Source organism: Escherichia sp. KTE172 (genome assembly GCF_000408845.1).
GTDB lineage: Bacteria > Pseudomonadota > Gammaproteobacteria > Enterobacterales > Enterobacteriaceae > Escherichia > Escherichia coli.
Genome location: NZ_KE137316.1, coordinates 90,923 through 107,837 on the forward strand (window position 1 = coordinate 90,923; position 16,915 = coordinate 107,837).

12 protein-coding genes, 1 tRNA gene and 2 other RNA genes are annotated in these 16,915 nt (G+C 52.1%); 8 read left to right on the plus strand and 7 right to left on the minus strand.

All coding sequences use genetic code 11. The features are described 5' to 3' along the window. Nucleotides 1-11 precede the first annotated feature (11 nt). A complete protein-coding gene (ychO, locus tag G434_RS23120) occupies nt 12-1,406 on the plus strand; it encodes an inverse autotransporter invasin YchO (protein ID WP_001309463.1) in 1,395 nt (464 codons plus the stop codon). On the opposite strand, the gene narL is transcribed toward ychO, so the two are convergent. Together narL and narX are read right to left on the minus strand one after the other, a co-directional pair. Then, complete coding sequence (gene narL, locus G434_RS23115; RefSeq protein WP_000070487.1) at nt 1,407-2,057, minus strand: two-component system response regulator NarL; 651 nt, start codon at nt 2,055-2,057, stop codon at nt 1,407-1,409. Then, entirely contained in the window at nt 2,050-3,846 is a 1,797-nt protein-coding gene (gene narX / locus G434_RS23110) for a nitrate/nitrite two-component system sensor histidine kinase NarX (protein ID WP_000918083.1), read from the minus strand. Before narX ends, narL begins: the two co-directional genes overlap by 8 nt. A gap of 338 nt (nt 3,847-4,184) precedes the next feature. Between narX and narK the strand changes: the two genes are divergently transcribed. The 5 genes from narK (at nt 4,185) to narI (ending at nt 12,633) form a co-directional block, all read left to right on the plus strand. Further along, nucleotides 4,185-5,576, plus strand: coding sequence for a nitrate transporter NarK (gene narK / locus G434_RS23100; protein WP_000019836.1), 1,392 nt, complete (start codon nt 4,185-4,187; stop codon nt 5,574-5,576). Between the two features lie 394 nt (nt 5,577-5,970). Further along, nucleotides 5,971-9,714 carry a nitrate reductase subunit alpha gene (locus tag G434_RS23095; RefSeq protein WP_000032969.1) on the plus strand — a complete coding sequence of 1,248 codons (3,744 nt, stop codon included), beginning with the start codon at nt 5,971-5,973 and terminating at the stop codon, nt 9,712-9,714. Next, entirely contained in the window at nt 9,711-11,249 is a 1,539-nt protein-coding gene (gene narH, locus G434_RS23090; RefSeq protein WP_000702660.1) for a nitrate reductase subunit beta, read from the plus strand. The genes G434_RS23095 and narH overlap by 4 nt, the downstream gene beginning before the upstream one ends. Then, entirely contained in the window at nt 11,246-11,956 is a 711-nt protein-coding gene (gene narJ / locus G434_RS23085) for a nitrate reductase molybdenum cofactor assembly chaperone (RefSeq protein WP_000571707.1), read from the plus strand. Before narH ends, narJ begins: the two co-directional genes overlap by 4 nt. Then, nucleotides 11,956-12,633 (plus strand): respiratory nitrate reductase subunit gamma, encoded by a 678-nt coding sequence (narI, locus tag G434_RS23080; RefSeq protein WP_001160110.1) that lies wholly within the window; start codon nt 11,956-11,958, stop codon nt 12,631-12,633. The genes narJ and narI overlap by 1 nt, the downstream gene beginning before the upstream one ends. A 183-nt stretch (nt 12,634-12,816) precedes the next feature. On the opposite strand, the gene G434_RS26805 is transcribed toward narI, so the two are convergent. The 5 genes from G434_RS26805 to G434_RS23065 all read right to left on the minus strand — a co-directional run bounded on the left by G434_RS26805 (nt 12,817) and on the right by G434_RS23065 (nt 14,768). Then, nucleotides 12,817-12,948: non-coding RNA, RtT sRNA (locus G434_RS26805), on the minus strand. A gap of 47 nt (nt 12,949-12,995) precedes the next feature. Then, a non-coding RNA gene (locus tag G434_RS26810) (RtT sRNA) lies at nt 12,996-13,127 on the minus strand. Between the two features lie 46 nt (nt 13,128-13,173). Beyond that, nucleotides 13,174-13,258, minus strand: a tRNA-Tyr gene (locus G434_RS23075). A gap of 159 nt (nt 13,259-13,417) precedes the next feature. Then, a complete protein-coding gene (gene purU, locus G434_RS23070) occupies nt 13,418-14,260 on the minus strand; it encodes a formyltetrahydrofolate deformylase (protein ID WP_000555849.1) in 843 nt (280 codons plus the stop codon). Between the two features lie 49 nt (nt 14,261-14,309). Next, nucleotides 14,310-14,768, minus strand: a complete 459-nt coding sequence (locus G434_RS23065; RefSeq protein WP_001310025.1) for a YchJ family protein — start codon at nt 14,766-14,768, stop codon at nt 14,310-14,312. 112 nt (nt 14,769-14,880) lie between these two features. On the opposite strand from G434_RS23065, the gene rssA reads away from it, so the two are divergent. After that, nucleotides 14,881-15,786, plus strand: a complete 906-nt coding sequence (gene rssA / locus G434_RS23060) for a patatin-like phospholipase RssA (RefSeq protein WP_001226476.1) — start codon at nt 14,881-14,883, stop codon at nt 15,784-15,786. A 91-nt stretch (nt 15,787-15,877) separates the two neighbouring features. After that, nucleotides 15,878-16,891, plus strand: coding sequence for a two-component system response regulator RssB (rssB, locus tag G434_RS23055; protein WP_000193447.1), 1,014 nt, complete (start codon nt 15,878-15,880; stop codon nt 16,889-16,891). Nucleotides 16,892-16,915 lie beyond the last annotated feature (24 nt).

The following is a 16,915-nucleotide window of genomic DNA, read 5'->3' on the forward strand; positions in this document are numbered from 1 at the left end:
TTACCGACGTTTTGAGCCGTTTCGTTCCTCGCATTATTCCGTTTTATTTACTCTTGCTGGCGGCAGGCGGTACAGCTAACGCACAATCTACCTTCGAGCAAAAAGCGGCAAATCCCTTTGATAATAACAATGATGGTCTGCCGGATTTAGGCTTGGCACCTGAAAATCATGATGGGGAAAAACACTTTGCTGAAATTGTGAAAGATTTCGGCGAAACCAGTATGAATGATAACGGGCTGGATACTGGCGAGCAGGCAAAAGCTTTCGCATTGGGAAAAGTCCGCGATGCGCTTAGTCAACAGGTTAATCAGCACGTAGAGTCCTGGCTATCAGCGTGGGGAAATGCCAGTGTTGACGTCAAAGTGGATAACGAAGGACATTTCACCGGCAGTCGTGGAAGCTGGTTTGTGCCGTTACAAGATAATGATCGTTATCTCACCTGGAGCCAGCTTGGTCTTACTCAGCAGGATGATGGGCTGGTGAGCAATGTGGGCGTTGGGCAACGCTGGGCGCGCGGCAGCTGGCTGGTGGGTTATAACACTTTTTATGACAACTTGCTGGACGAAAATCTTCAGCGAGCGGGCTTCGGTGCCGAAGCGTGGGGCGAATATTTGCGACTATCGGCAAACTTTTATCAGCCGTTTGCTGCATGGCATGAACAGACAGCCACGCAGGAACAACGGATGGCGCGCGGGTACGACCTGACAGCCCGGATGCGCATGCCGTTTTATCAACACCTCAATACCAGTGTCAGCGTAGAACAGTATTTTGGTGATCGTGTTGATTTGTTTAACTCTGGTACGGGTTATCACAATCCCGTCGCATTGAGTCTGGGATTAAATTACACCCCTGTGCCCTTAGTCACTGTGACGGCCCAGCATAAACAGGGTGAAAGTGGTGAGAATCAAAATAACCTCGGGCTGAATCTTAACTACCGCTTTGGTGTCCCGCTCAAAAAACAACTTTCTGCGGGCGAGGTTGCCGAAAGTCAGTCGTTACGTGGTAGTCGCTATGATAATCCGCAGCGAAATAATCTACCGACTCTTGAGTACCGACAGCGAAAAACGTTAACGGTGTTTCTGGCGACACCGCCGTGGGATCTAAAACCTGGCGAAACAGTGCCGCTGAAATTACAAATCCGCAGTCGTTACGGTATTCGGCAACTGATTTGGCAGGGCGATACGCAGATATTAAGTTTGACGCCGGGCGCACAAGCCAACAGCGCGGAGGGCTGGACGCTGATCATGCCTGACTGGCAGAACGGGGAAAGGGCGAGCAATCACTGGCGATTGTCGGTGGTGGTGGAAGATAACCAGGGGCAGCGTGTCTCCTCCAATGAGATCACGCTAACGCTTGTCGAACCGTTCGACGCATTGTCAAACGACGAACTGCGCTGGGAACCGTAATCAGAAAATGCGCTCCTGATGCACCCATACCGCTGCTTCCACGCGAGACTTGAGCTTCATTTTCTTCAGCATGTGCTTGACGTGCACTTTTACTGTGCTTTCGGTGATGTCCAGGCGGCGGGCAATCATCTTGTTCGGCAAACCCTGGGCAATCAGCTTGAGAATATCGCGCTCGCGTGGGGTTAACTGGTTAACATCGCGCTCAGTAGTGGCACGGTTAGCGCGCAAGCTGGCGGCCAGAACAGGCGTTAATGCTTCGCTTAATACCATTTCGCCAGCAGCTGCCTGATGCAATGCTTTCAGCAGATCTTCCGGTTCCATATCTTTTAACAGATAGCCATCCGCGCCGCGTTTCAGTGCGGTGACCACATCTTCTTCATGGTTAGAGACGCTGAATACCACAATGCGCCCTGAGAGGGACTTTTCGCGGAGTTTATCCAGCGTTTCCAGACCATTCATGCCGGGCATATTGAGATCTAACAGGATCAGATCGGGATCAAGAGATTCCGCCAGTTCAATACCCTGTTCGCCATTACTCGCTTCGCCAACCACGCTGATATCTGGTGCCATACTGATAAGCTGTTTTACGCCAGTTCGCAGCATCGGGTGATCGTCGATCAGCAGGATAGTAGCCGGTTCCTGATTACTCATGGGTATCTCCTTGGACGTCAGTGAAAGTTTTTTCGGGAATAAAGGTGACCACCACTTCGGTGCCACCTGATTCACGACGGCGGACGCGGCAATCGCCTCGTAAACTTTGCGCACGGTCGCGCATTATTATCATGCCGTAGTGATTGCTGCGGATGGCATTTTCAGGCACGCCGCAGCCGTTATCCTGGACGGTCAGTTTGACCTGATTATCGTTTTGCGCCACCGTCACCACGACCTCACTCGCTTGCGAATGTTTGAGGGCGTTACTTAATGCCTCACGGGCAATTTGCAACAAGTGGATTGCCTGATGCGAGGGCACCAGACGAGGCGGCAATTGATAATCCAGCTTCACCGGGAAGCCAAATTTGGCGCTGTACTCTTCGCAACTCGCTTCCAGCGCCGGACGTAATCCAGGCTCGGTGAGCTGCAAGCGGAATGTGGTGAGCAATTCACGCAACTGCGCCCAGGATGCATTCAGTTCGTTACGGATCTGACTTAACAGTTCGCGGCTGCTTTCTGGCAGCGCATCGCCCTGCATCTGTAAACAACTCACCTGCATCTTCATGCAAGAGAGAGATTGGGCAATAGAATCATGCAGTTCGCGCGCAATGGTGGCACGCTCTTCCATCACGATCAACTGTTGCTGACGTTCCTGATGGCGATCCAACGCCAGCGTGGCGGTGAGTTGTTCAACCAGGGTATCCACCAGTTGTTGTTGATCATGGCTAAGATGACGCCCCTGCGGCAGGGTCGCCAGCAAAATACCGTACTGCGTATGAGAGTCAGCCAGCCGCCACTTCAGGGTTGTGCCGCGATCGCCAACGGGTAATACGCCGCGCGGGCAGAGCTGGCAGCCTTTATCATCACAAGTCATATCTGGCTGGCAGGTAAACTCCTGATGATTCTCTTCATCATCAGTGTCATACACCCGCAGTTCGATATCACGTAGCAGGGTTAAATTCTGTAAGCCGTTGAGTACAGGTGACAGGCGTTCACACAGCGGGGCGCGGGAATGCAAACGGCGGTTAGCCTGCCATAAAAAAGAGAGGATCTGATTTTTATGCTCCAGCCCGGCAGTTTTCTCCTGAACCCGCTGCTCAAGTACGGCATAACTTTCGGCCAGTTCTGCAGACATATTGTTCAATGCAGTTCCAAGCATCGCCATTTCGTTGCGCCCGCTGATGTTTGCGCGTTGGGTAAAATCGCGATGGCTGACGGCACTCGCCATTGCCAGCAGTTGCCGCCACGGTTGTAGCAATCGCGCCCGCAACCAGATAATAGTGAACACCAGTAAAAGTGCCATAAATACCGCCATTACCCGATGGACCAGTACCACTGTCTCAATGCGCATTTCCGTGGTGCGGTCAAAACCAGATACCAGCTGATCAAGCCCGGCAACAAACTGGCTGACATCCGCTGACACCGTTTCGCGGTTTTGTGCACGCATCAGCGTAGGGATCAGTTCATTACGCCAGTAATCTTGTAAACCCTGTAATTGCGCCAGTTGTCCGTCTCGTTCTGCTGCTCGGGTTAATTCGGCGCTAAATGCTGTTTGTTCCATCTCTTTAATTAAGGGCTTGTCTTTCTCGCTTAATGGCACTGCTGCCAACAGACGGTAACTTTGCATGCGCAGCGATCCCGCTTTGTTGATCGCATGGGCGCTGCCCTGAACGCCTTGCACTAGCCAGCCAGAAACTGCCATCCCTGCCAGTCCAATAGCAGTAGAAAGCAACACAATAAGCGCAACCTGATTAACCAGGGTGAGCGGAGAGAGACAACGTTTAAGCATGTAAACCTCTTCCTTCAGGCTTTAAATGAGCAATAACCTTAATGAATGTGACGATACATTCTGGAATGGCAGTATTCTCGGCTATTGGATGAAGTATACCCATACCCGGAAAGAGTTACTCCTTATTTGCCGCGTGGTTAGTCGCTTTACATCGGTAAGGGTAGGGATTTTACAGCACCGTGAAAAATCTCATAATTTTTATGAAATCACTGTACTCACTATGGGTAATGATAAATATCAATGATAGATAAAGTTATCTTATCGTTTGATTTACATCAAATTGCCTTTAGCTATAGACACTAAGGTGGCAGACATCGAAACGAGTATCAGAGGTGTCTATGAGTCACTCATCCGCCCCCGAAAGGGCTACTGGAGCTGTCATTACAGATTGGCGACCGGAAGATCCTGCGTTCTGGCAACAACGCGGTCAACGTATTGCCAGCCGCAACCTGTGGATTTCCGTTCCCTGTCTGCTGCTGGCGTTTTGCGTATGGATGTTGTTCAGCGCTGTTGCGGTGAACTTACCGAAAGTCGGTTTTAATTTTACGACCGATCAGCTATTTATGTTGACTGCGCTGCCTTCGGTTTCTGGCGCGTTATTACGTGTTCCATACTCCTTTATGGTTCCTATCTTCGGTGGTCGTCGCTGGACGGCGTTCAGCACTGGTATTCTGATTATTCCTTGCGTCTGGCTGGGTTTTGCCGTGCAGGATACCTCCACGCCTTATAGCGTCTTCATCATCATCTCTCTGCTGTGCGGCTTTGCTGGCGCGAACTTCGCATCGAGTATGGCAAACATCAGCTTCTTCTTTCCGAAACAGAAGCAGGGTGGCGCGCTGGGCCTGAATGGTGGTCTGGGCAACATGGGCGTCAGCGTCATGCAGTTGGTTGCTCCGCTGGTGGTATCACTGTCGATTTTCGCAGTATTTGGTAGCCAGGGTGTCAAACAGCCGGATGGGACTGAGCTGTATCTGGCGAATGCGTCCTGGGTATGGGTGCCGTTCCTTGCCATCTTCACCATTGCGGCGTGGTTTGGCATGAACGATCTTGCTACCTCGAAAGCCTCCATCAAGGAGCAGTTGCCGGTACTCAAACGGGGTCATCTGTGGATTATGAGCCTGCTGTATCTGGCAACCTTCGGCTCCTTCATCGGCTTCTCCGCGGGCTTTGCGATGCTGTCAAAAACGCAGTTCCCGGATGTTCAGATTCTGCAATACGCTTTCTTCGGGCCGTTTATTGGTGCGCTGGCGCGTTCTGCAGGTGGTGCATTATCTGACCGTCTGGGCGGAACTCGTGTCACACTGGTGAACTTTATCCTGATGGCGATTTTCAGCGGCCTGCTGTTCCTGACCTTACCGACTGACGGGCAGGGCGGAAGCTTCATGGCGTTCTTCGCAGTCTTCCTGGCGCTGTTCCTGACAGCTGGGCTGGGTAGTGGTTCCACTTTCCAGATGATTTCCGTGATCTTCCGTAAACTGACAATGGATCGCGTGAAAGCAGAAGGGGGTTCTGACGAACGAGCGATGCGTGAAGCGGCAACCGACACGGCGGCGGCGCTGGGTTTCATCTCTGCGATTGGCGCTATTGGTGGCTTCTTTATCCCGAAAGCGTTTGGTAGCTCGCTGGCATTAACGGGTTCGCCAGTCGGCGCAATGAAGGTATTTTTGATTTTCTATATCGCCTGCGTGGTGATTACCTGGGCGGTATATGGTCGGCATTCTAAAAAATAAATCTTAATATTTGATTATCCTTTGCGCGGCATGATGTCGCGCTTTTTTTTATCTGTCGTTTAGTTACAACATACTTATGTGTGAGTGGCTTATTTCGCCGGATTTCATTAAGAGCCATTAATATGTTACCCATGGGGAATACTCCTTAATACCCATCTGCATAAAAATCTTAATAGTTTAAATAACTACAGGTATAAAACGTCTTAATTTACAGTCTGTTATGTGGTGGCTGTTAATTATCCTAAAGGGGTATCTTAGGAATTTACTTTATTTTTCATCCCCATCACTCTTGATCGTTATCAATTCTCACGCTGTTTCAGAGCGTTACCTTGCCCTTAAACATTAGCAATGTCGATTTATCAGAGGGCCGACAGGCTCCCACAGGAGAAAACCGATGAGTAAATTCCTGGACCGGTTTCGCTACTTCAAACAGAAGGGTGAAACCTTTGCCGATGGGCATGGCCAGCTTCTCAATACCAACCGTGACTGGGAGGATGGATATCGCCAGCGTTGGCAGCATGACAAAATCGTCCGCTCTACCCACGGGGTAAACTGCACCGGCTCCTGCAGCTGGAAAATCTACGTCAAAAACGGTCTGGTGACCTGGGAAACCCAGCAGACTGACTATCCGCGTACTCGCCCGGACCTGCCAAACCATGAACCTCGCGGCTGCCCGCGCGGTGCCAGCTACTCCTGGTATCTTTACAGCGCCAACCGCCTGAAATACCCGATGATGCGCAAACGCCTGATGAAAATGTGGCGTGAAGCGAAAGCGCTGCATAGCGATCCAGTTGAGGCATGGGCTTCTATCATTGAAGACGCCGATAAAGCGAAAAGCTTTAAGCAGGCGCGTGGACGCGGTGGTTTTGTTCGTTCTTCCTGGCAGGAAGTGAATGAACTGATCGCCGCCTCTAACGTTTACACCATCAAAAACTACGGCCCGGACCGCGTCGCTGGCTTCTCGCCAATTCCGGCAATGTCGATGGTTTCTTACGCTTCCGGCGCGCGTTATCTCTCGCTGCTTGGCGGTACTTGCTTAAGCTTCTACGACTGGTACTGCGACCTGCCTCCTGCGTCTCCGCAAACCTGGGGCGAGCAGACTGACGTACCGGAATCTGCTGACTGGTACAACTCCAGCTACATCATCGCCTGGGGTTCAAACGTGCCGCAGACGCGTACCCCGGATGCTCACTTCTTTACTGAAGTGCGTTACAAAGGCACCAAAACTGTTGCCGTCACGCCAGACTACGCTGAAATCGCCAAACTGTGCGATCTGTGGTTGGCACCGAAACAGGGCACCGATGCGGCAATGGCGCTGGCGATGGGCCACGTAATGCTGCGTGAATTCCACCTCGACAACCCAAGCCAGTATTTCACCGACTATGTGCGTCGCTACACCGACATGCCGATGCTGGTGATGCTGGAAGAGCGCGACGGTTACTACGCTGCGGGTCGTATGCTGCGCGCTGCCGATCTGGTGGATGCGCTGGGCCAGGAAAACAATCCGGAATGGAAAACAGTCGCCTTTAATACCAATGGCGAAATGGTTGCGCCGAACGGTTCTATTGGCTTCCGCTGGGGCGAGAAGGGCAAATGGAATCTTGAGCAGCGCGACGGCAAAACTGGCGAAGAAACCGAGCTGCAACTGAGCCTGCTGGGTAGCCAGGATGAGATCGCTGAGGTGGGCTTCCCGTACTTTGGTGGCGACGGCACTGAACACTTCAACAAAGTGGAACTGGAAAACATTCTGCTGCACAAGCTGCCGGTGAAACGCCTGCAACTGGCTGATGGCCGCACCGCTCTGGTGACCACCGTTTACGATCTGACGCTGGCAAACTATGGTCTGGAACGTGGCCTGAACGACGTTAACTGCGCAACCAGCTACGACGATGTGAAAGCTTACACCCCTGCGTGGGCCGAGCAGATTACCGGCGTTTCTCGCAGCCAGATTATTCGCATCGCCCGTGAATTTGCCGATAACGCGGATAAAACGCACGGTCGTTCGATGATTATCGTCGGTGCGGGGCTGAACCACTGGTATCACCTCGATATGAACTATCGTGGTCTGATCAACATGCTGATTTTCTGCGGCTGTGTCGGTCAGAGCGGGGGGGGCTGGGCGCACTATGTAGGTCAGGAAAAACTGCGTCCGCAAACCGGCTGGCAGCCGCTGGCGTTTGCCCTCGACTGGCAGCGTCCGGCGCGTCACATGAACAGCACCTCTTATTTTTATAACCACTCCAGCCAGTGGCGTTATGAAACCGTGACCGCAGACGAGTTGCTGTCGCCGATGGCGGATAAATCCCGTTATACCGGACACTTGATCGACTTTAACGTCCGTGCAGAACGTATGGGCTGGCTGCCGTCTGCGCCGCAGTTAGGCACTAACCCGCTAACTATCGCTGGCGAAGCGAAAAAAGCGGGCATGAATCCGGTGGATTACACCGTGAAATCCCTGAAAGAGGGTTCTATCCGTTTTGCGGCAGAACAACCAGAAAACGGTAAAAACCACCCGCGTAACCTGTTCATCTGGCGTTCTAACCTGCTCGGTTCTTCCGGTAAAGGTCATGAGTTTATGCTCAAGTACCTGCTGGGGACGGAGCACGGTATCCAGGGCAAAGACCTGGGGCAGCAGGGCGGCGTGAAGCCGGAAGAAGTGGACTGGCAGGACAACGGTCTGGAAGGCAAGCTGGATCTGGTGGTGACGCTGGACTTCCGTCTGTCGAGCACCTGTCTCTATTCCGACATCATTTTGCCGACGGCGACCTGGTACGAAAAAGACGACATGAATACTTCGGATATGCATCCGTTTATTCACCCGCTGTCTGCGGCGGTCGATCCGGCCTGGGAAGCGAAAAGCGACTGGGAAATCTACAAAGCCATCGCGAAGAAATTCTCCGAAGTGTGCGTTGGTCATCTGGGTAAAGAAACTGACATCGTCACGCTGCCTATCCAGCACGACTCTGCCGCTGAACTGGCGCAACCGCTGGATGTGAAAGACTGGAAAAAAGGCGAATGCGACCTGATCCCAGGTAAAACTGCACCGCACATTATGGTCGTAGAGCGCGATTATCCGGCAACTTACGAACGCTTTACCTCTATCGGCCCGCTGATGGAGAAAATCGGTAACGGCGGTAAAGGGATTGCCTGGAACACCCAGAGCGAGATGGATCTGCTGCGTAAGCTCAACTACACCAAAGCGGAAGGTCCGGCAAAAGGCCAGCCCATGCTGAACACCGCAATTGATGCGGCAGAGATGATCCTGACGCTGGCACCGGAAACCAACGGTCAGGTAGCCGTGAAAGCCTGGGCTGCCCTGAGCGAGTTTACCGGTCGTGACCATACGCATCTGGCGCTGAATAAAGAAGACGAGAAGATTCGCTTCCGCGATATTCAGGCACAGCCGCGCAAAATCATCTCCAGCCCGACCTGGTCTGGCCTTGAAGATGAACACGTTTCTTACAACGCCGGTTACACCAACGTTCACGAGCTGATCCCATGGCGTACGCTCTCTGGCCGTCAGCAGCTGTATCAGGATCACCAGTGGATGCGTGATTTCGGTGAAAGCCTGCTGGTTTATCGCCCGCCAATCGACACCCGTTCGGTAAAAGAGGTGATGGGCCAGAAATCTAACGGTAACCCGGAAAAAGCGCTCAACTTCCTGACGCCGCACCAGAAGTGGGGTATCCACTCCACCTACAGCGACAACCTGCTGATGCTGACTTTAGGTCGCGGTGGTCCGGTGGTCTGGTTGAGTGAAGCCGATGCCAAAGAGCTGGGTATCGCCGATAACGACTGGATTGAAGTCTTCAACAGCAACGGTGCACTGACTGCCCGTGCGGTTGTCAGCCAGCGTGTTCCGGCAGGGATGACCATGATGTACCACGCGCAGGAACGTATCGTTAACCTGCCGGGTTCGGAAATTACCCAACAGCGTGGTGGTATCCATAACTCGGTCACCCGTATCACGCCGAAACCGACGCATATGATTGGCGGCTATGCCCATCTGGCATACGGCTTTAACTACTACGGCACCGTAGGTTCTAACCGCGATGAGTTTGTTGTGGTGCGTAAGATGAAGAACATTGACTGGTTAGATGGCGAAGGCAATGACCAGGTACAGGAGAGCGTAAAATGAAAATTCGTTCACAAGTCGGCATGGTGCTGAATCTCGATAAGTGCATCGGCTGCCACACCTGTTCAGTTACCTGTAAAAACGTCTGGACCAGCCGCGAAGGCGTGGAATACGCGTGGTTCAACAACGTGGAAACCAAGCCGGGCCAGGGCTTCCCGACTGACTGGGAAAACCAGGAAAAATACAAAGGCGGCTGGATTCGTAAAATCAACGGCAAACTGCAGCCGCGCATGGGTAACCGTGCCATGCTGCTGGGTAAAATCTTCGCTAACCCGCATCTGCCGGGGATCGACGATTATTACGAGCCGTTCGATTTTGACTATCAGAACCTGCATACCGCGCCGGAAGGCAGCAAATCGCAGCCGATTGCCCGTCCGCGTTCGCTGATTACCGGGGAACGGATGGCGAAAATCGAAAAAGGGCCGAACTGGGAAGATGACCTGGGCGGTGAGTTTGACAAACTGGCGAAAGACAAGAACTTCGACAACATCCAGAAGGCGATGTATAGCCAGTTCGAAAACACCTTCATGATGTATTTGCCGCGCCTGTGCGAACACTGCCTGAACCCGGCATGTGTGGCGACCTGCCCGAGCGGTGCGATTTACAAGCGTGAAGAAGATGGCATCGTCCTGATCGACCAGGATAAATGCCGTGGCTGGCGTATGTGCATCACCGGATGCCCATACAAAAAAATCTACTTCAACTGGAAGAGCGGTAAGTCTGAGAAGTGCATCTTCTGCTATCCGCGTATTGAAGCGGGTCAGCCGACGGTGTGCTCTGAAACCTGTGTCGGTCGTATCCGTTATCTCGGCGTGCTGCTGTACGATGCGGACGCCATTGAACGTGCAGCCAGCACCGAGAACGAGAAAGATCTCTACCAGCGTCAGCTGGAGGTGTTCCTCGATCCGAACGATCCGAAAGTCATCGAGCAGGCAATTAAAGACGGTATTCCGCTGAGCGTTATTGAAGCCGCACAGCAGTCGCCGGTTTATAAAATGGCGATGGAATGGAAACTGGCGCTGCCGCTGCATCCAGAATATCGCACACTGCCGATGGTCTGGTACGTGCCGCCTCTGTCGCCGATTCAGTCTGCAGCAGACGCGGGTGAGCTGGGCAGCAACGGCATTCTGCCAGACGTCGAAAGCCTGCGTATTCCGGTACAGTATCTGGCGAATCTGCTGACCGCCGGTGATACCAAACCGGTACTGCGCGCGCTGAAACGTATGCTGGCGATGCGTCATTACAAACGTGCTGAAACCGTTGACGGTAAAGTCGATACCCGTGCGCTGGAAGAGGTCGGTCTGACCGAAGCCCAGGCACAGGAGATGTACCGTTATCTGGCGATTGCTAACTACGAAGATCGCTTTGTGGTGCCGAGCAGTCATCGTGAACTGGCGCGGGAAGCCTTCCCGGAGAAAAATGGCTGCGGCTTTACCTTTGGTGATGGCTGCCACGGTTCAGATACCAAATTCAATCTGTTCAACAGCCGCCGTATCGATGCCATCGACGTAACCAGCAAAACGGAGCCGCACCCATGATCGAACTCGTGATTGTATCGCGTCTCCTTGAATATCCGGATGCTGCTTTATGGCAGCATCAACAAGAGATGTTTGAGGCAATTGCTGCGTCGAAAAATCTGTCGAAAGAAGATGCCCATGCGCTGGGCATTTTCCTGCGCGATTTAACGACGATGGATCCGCTCGATGCCCAGGCGCAGTACAGCGAACTGTTCGATCGTGGTCGCGCCACGTCGCTGTTGCTGTTTGAACACGTTCACGGGGAATCCCGCGATCGCGGTCAGGCGATGGTGGACCTGCTGGCACAGTACGAGCAGCACGGTTTGCAGTTAAACAGCCGCGAATTGCCGGACCACCTGCCGCTGTATCTGGAGTATCTGGCGCAGCTGCCGCAAAGCGAAGCCGTGGAGGGTTTGAAAGATATTGCGCCGATTCTGGCATTGCTGAGCGCGCGTCTGCAACAGCGTGAAAGCCGTTATGCCGTGCTGTTTGATCTGCTGCTGAAACTGGCCAATACCGCTATCGACAGTGACAAAGTGGCGGAAAAAATTGCCGACGAAGCGCGCGACGATACGCCGCAGGCGCTGGATGCTGTCTGGGAAGAAGAGCAGGTTAAATTCTTTGCTGACAAAGGCTGCGGTGATTCAGCAATCACTGCTCATCAGCGTCGCTTTGCCGGTGCCGTCGCGCCGCAATATCTGAATATCACCACCGGAGGACAGCACTAATGCAATTCCTGAATATGTTCTTCTTTGATATCTACCCGTACATAGCCGGGGCGGTCTTCCTGATTGGTAGCTGGCTGCGTTATGACTACGGGCAGTACACCTGGCGCGCGGCGTCCAGCCAGATGCTGGATCGCAAAGGGATGAACCTGGCGTCGAACCTGTTCCATATCGGTATTCTGGGGATTTTTGTCGGTCACTTCTTCGGTATGCTGACGCCGCACTGGATGTATGAAGCCTGGCTGCCGATTGAAGTGAAACAAAAAATGGCGATGTTTGCTGGTGGTGCCAGCGGCGTGCTGTGTCTGATTGGCGGCGTGCTGTTGCTGAAACGTCGTCTGTTCAGCCCACGCGTGCGTGCAACGACTACCGGAGCGGATATCCTGATCCTGTCGCTGCTCGTTATCCAGTGCGCGCTGGGCTTGCTGACCATTCCGTTCTCAGCCCAGCATATGGACGGTAGCGAGATGATGAAACTGGTTGGCTGGGCGCAGTCGGTAGTGACCTTCCACGGTGGTGCTTCTCAACACCTTGATGGTGTGGCATTTATCTTCCGTCTGCACCTGGTGTTGGGGATGACGTTATTCCTGCTGTTCCCGTTCTCGCGTCTGGTGCACATCTGGAGCGTACCGGTGGAGTATCTGACACGTAAGTATCAGCTGGTGCGCGCTCGTCACTAAGCGAATTTTAGTTTGCATAGACCCCGCTTCGGCGGGGTTTTTTATGGGCACGGTACGGGGTGAGTTGTCGGATGCGCTTCGCTTATCCGACCTACAGGGGAGGATATTGTAGGTCCGGTAAACGCGGTGCCATTGGGTAGAATTAGCTCGGAGTAACAGGTTTTGAGTATTTACAGGAAGTGATGGTGGTGGGGGAAGGATTACTCAGCGCTGCGCGCTTCACCCTTCGGGTCGTTGCCTGCGGCAACGCTTTCTCGCTGGCGCTCGAGTCGCACCTTGGTCGAAGCTTCTCATCCTTCCCCGCATGGGCAGAATATTTAATTGCGGATTCGTTTGAGAGTTCACGGACTTTTGAAAAGTGATGGTGGTGGGGGAAGGATTACTCAGCGCTGCGCGCTTCGCCCTTCGGGTCGTTGCCTGCGGCAACGCTCTCTCGCTGGCGCTCGAGTCGAACCTTGGTCGAAGCTTCTCATCCTTCCCCGCATGGGCAGAATATTTAATCGCGGATTCGTTTGAGAGTTCACGGACTTTTGAAAGTGATGGTGGTGGGGGAAGGATTCGAACCTTCGAAGTCGATGACGGCAGATTTACAGTCTGCTCCCTTTGGCCGCTCGGGAACCCCACCACGGGGTAATGCTTTTTACTGGCCTGCTCCCTTATCGGGAAGCGGGGCGCATCATATCAAATGACGCGCCGCTGTAAAGTGTTACGTTGAGAAAAATGAACTGGTTGCGTAATTTTCACCCGTAACGGATTAAAGGTAACCAGTTATTTTTGCTGGCGATTAAAGAATAATCGTCCGATTACCGTAAACAAAGACGCGCTGCGCCAGTACTTTGTAGAGTGCGCGACTTAAGACGTTTTTCTCGACGTCACGACCTGCGCGCATCATATCTTCAGCTGTGTAGGTATGATCGACATGAATAACGTCCTGCATGATGATTGGACCTTCGTCCAGATTGTCATTCACATAGTGAGCGGTTGCGCCAATAATCTTCACGCCACGTTCATAGGCCTGGTGATAAGGACGTGCGCCGATAAACGCTGGCAGGAATGAATGGTGAATATTGATGATCTTATTCGGGAAGCGTGCCACAAATTCTGGCGTTAATACCCGCATATACTTCGCCAGCACCACGTAGTCAGGCTGATAAGCATCAATGGCATCCGCCATCTTTTGATCGTGCTCGTTGCGGCTTAACCCTTCATGGCTTACCAGCTCAAACGGAATATCAAAACGCTCAACCAGAGAACGTAAAGTATCGTGGTTACCAATAACTGCCGCGATTTCGACATCCAGGCCGCCGTAATTGGCTTTCATCAACAAATCGCCAAGGCAATGCGCCTCTTTAGTGACCAGAATCACTATCCGGCGACGACCAGCAGGATTCAGCTCACGTACGGAGCCTTCTGGCAATGCGCTGTCGAGATCCGCCAGCAGGGTGGAATCATTAAAAATTCCTTCCAGTTCCGTGCGCATAAAAAAGCGCCCGGTACGGTGATCAACAAATTCATTGTTCTGTACGATATTTAACTCGTGCTTGTAGCAAATATTGGTAATACGTGCGATCAGACCTTTTTGGTCCGGACAAATAGTACGCAGAACTTTACGTTGGAGTGAATGCATTGCTGGAAAAACCTTGTTGAGAGTGTTTGCTAAACCGTACCGTCAACCATTATTGGCCGCAGCACTTTTTAAATTTTTTACCTGAACCACAAGGGCAGGGATCGTTGCGGCCAAACTGCGGACGTGTACCGTCAATATAGTACCATTGACCGTTTTCTTTCAAAAATCGCGAACGTTCAATGATTGCACCTGTTTTGCCACCTTCGGTAAATCGCGCAACAAAACTGACAAATCCGATATTGTCGACGTCCTGCCAACAATGTTCAAATACGGTCAATCCCAACCATTCAGTATGCGCAAATCCGGCAATCAATTCGGCACGTAACGCCGCCGCTCCACAAGATGGATGCCAGGTCTTTATTAAATAATCTGCGTCTTTCATCACAAAAGCGCAGTAACGCGAACGCATGAGATGTTCTGGATCAGGTGCAACCTTTTCACCAGACACATAAGGGTGGCAACATAGGCTATACTCGACAGCACTACCACAGGGACAAAGCTGAGACACAAATAATCTCCCTGGAAACAATAACGGCGTATTAACCGCCTGAGTAGCACTATGTTAACCGAGCAGTAGCGATGTTGCTACGATTGCATTCCAGGGGAATCTTGCGGGAATAATGAGAAAGATAAAAATAGGGCTGGCGCTGGGATCTGGCGCGGCGAGAGGTTGGTCGCATATTGGCGTTATTAATGCGCTAAAAAAAGTGGGTATTGAAATTGATATCGTTGCAGGATGTTCAATTGGTTCGCTGGTGGGCGCTGCCTATGCATGCGATCGACTATCTGCGCTGGAAGATTGGGTGACCTCTTTCAGTTATTGGGATGTTTTACGCCTGATGGATCTCTCCTGGCAGCGCGGTGGGTTACTGCGCGGCGAGCGTGTCTTCAATCAATATCGCGAAATAATGCCGGAAACAGAGATCGAAAATTGTTCCCGTCGCTTCGCGGCTGTTGCCACCAATTTAAGTACTGGGCGCGAATTATGGTTTACTGAAGGCGATCTCCATCTTGCTATTCGTGCATCATGCAGTATTCCAGGACTAATGGCACCCGTTGCGCATAACGGCTACTGGCTGGTTGATGGCGCTGTAGTTAACCCAATTCCTATTTCGCTCACGCGTGCATTGGGTGCTGATATTGTGATAGCGGTCGACCTGCAGCACGATGCTCATTTGATGCAACAAGATCTGCTCTCCTTTAATGTCAGTGAAGAAAATAGCGAGAATGGTGATTCTCTGCCGTGGCATGCGCGTCTGAAAGAAAGGTTGGGCAGCATAACGACACGTCGGGCGGTGACAGCGCCAACGGCAACAGAGATTATGACCACTTCTATCCAGGTGCTGGAGAACCGCCTTAAAAGGAACCGCATGGCAGGTGATCCGCCCGATATTCTGATTCAACCTGTTTGCCCGCAAATATCTACGCTTGATTTCCATCGCGCGCACGCTGCCATTGCGGCTGGGCAGCTGGCAGTGGAAAAGAAAATGGACGAACTTTTGCCGTTGGTACGCACCAACATTTGACCAGAATTTTTATCTACACTTAAGTTAATTCTGACAGGCGCAGGTGGCAATAGCATGCCACTATTGAGTAAAGCCAGTCAGGGGAGAGAACATGACGCAGCCATTGGTCGGAAAACAGATTCTCATTGTTGAAGATGAGCAGGTATTTCGCTCGCTTCTGGATTCGTGGTTTTCCTCATTGGGAGCGACAACGGTACTGGCGGCTGATGGGGTGGATGCCCTTGAGTTGCTGGGAGGTTTCACTCCAGACCTGATGATATGTGATATCGCGATGCCACGAATGAACGGGCTTAAACTGCTGGAGCATATACGCAACAGAGGTGACCAGACACCTGTTCTCGTGATATCTGCCACTGAAAATATGGCAGATATTGCCAAAGCGTTACGTCTGGGCGTTGAAGATGTTTTGCTGAAACCAGTTAAAGATCTGAATCGCTTGCGCGAGATGGTTTTTGCCTGTCTCTATCCCAGCATGTTTAATTCCCGCGTTGAGGAAGAGGAGAGGCTTTTTCGCGACTGGGATGCAATGGTTGATAACCCTGCCGCAGCGGCGAAATTATTACAGGAATTGCAACCGCCGGTTCAGCAGGTGATTTCCCATTGCCGGGTTAATTATCGTCAGTTGGTTGCCGCGGACAAACCCGGCCTGGTGCTTGATATTGCCGCACTTTCGGAAAACGATCTGGCATTTTATTGCCTTGATGTCACCCGAGCTGGACATAATGGCGTACTTGCTGCCTTGTTATTACGCGCATTGTTTAACGGATTATTACAGGAACAGCTTGCACATCAAAATCAACGGTTGCCAGAGTTGGGCGCGTTATTGAAGCAGGTAAACCATTTACTCCGTCAGGCCAATCTGCCGGGGCAGTTTCCACTATTAGTTGGCTATTATCATCGCGAACTGAAAAATCTCATTCTGGTTTCTGCGGGTCTGAATGCGACGTTAAATACCGGCGAACACCAGGTGCAAATCAGTAATGGTGTTCCGTTAGGCACTTTAGGTAACGCTTATTTGAATCAATTGAGCCAGCGATGCGATGCCTGGCAATGCCAAATATGGGGAACCGGTGGTCGGCTTCGCTTGATGTTGTCTGCAGAATGAGCAAACGATAACGCGGGCTAAATT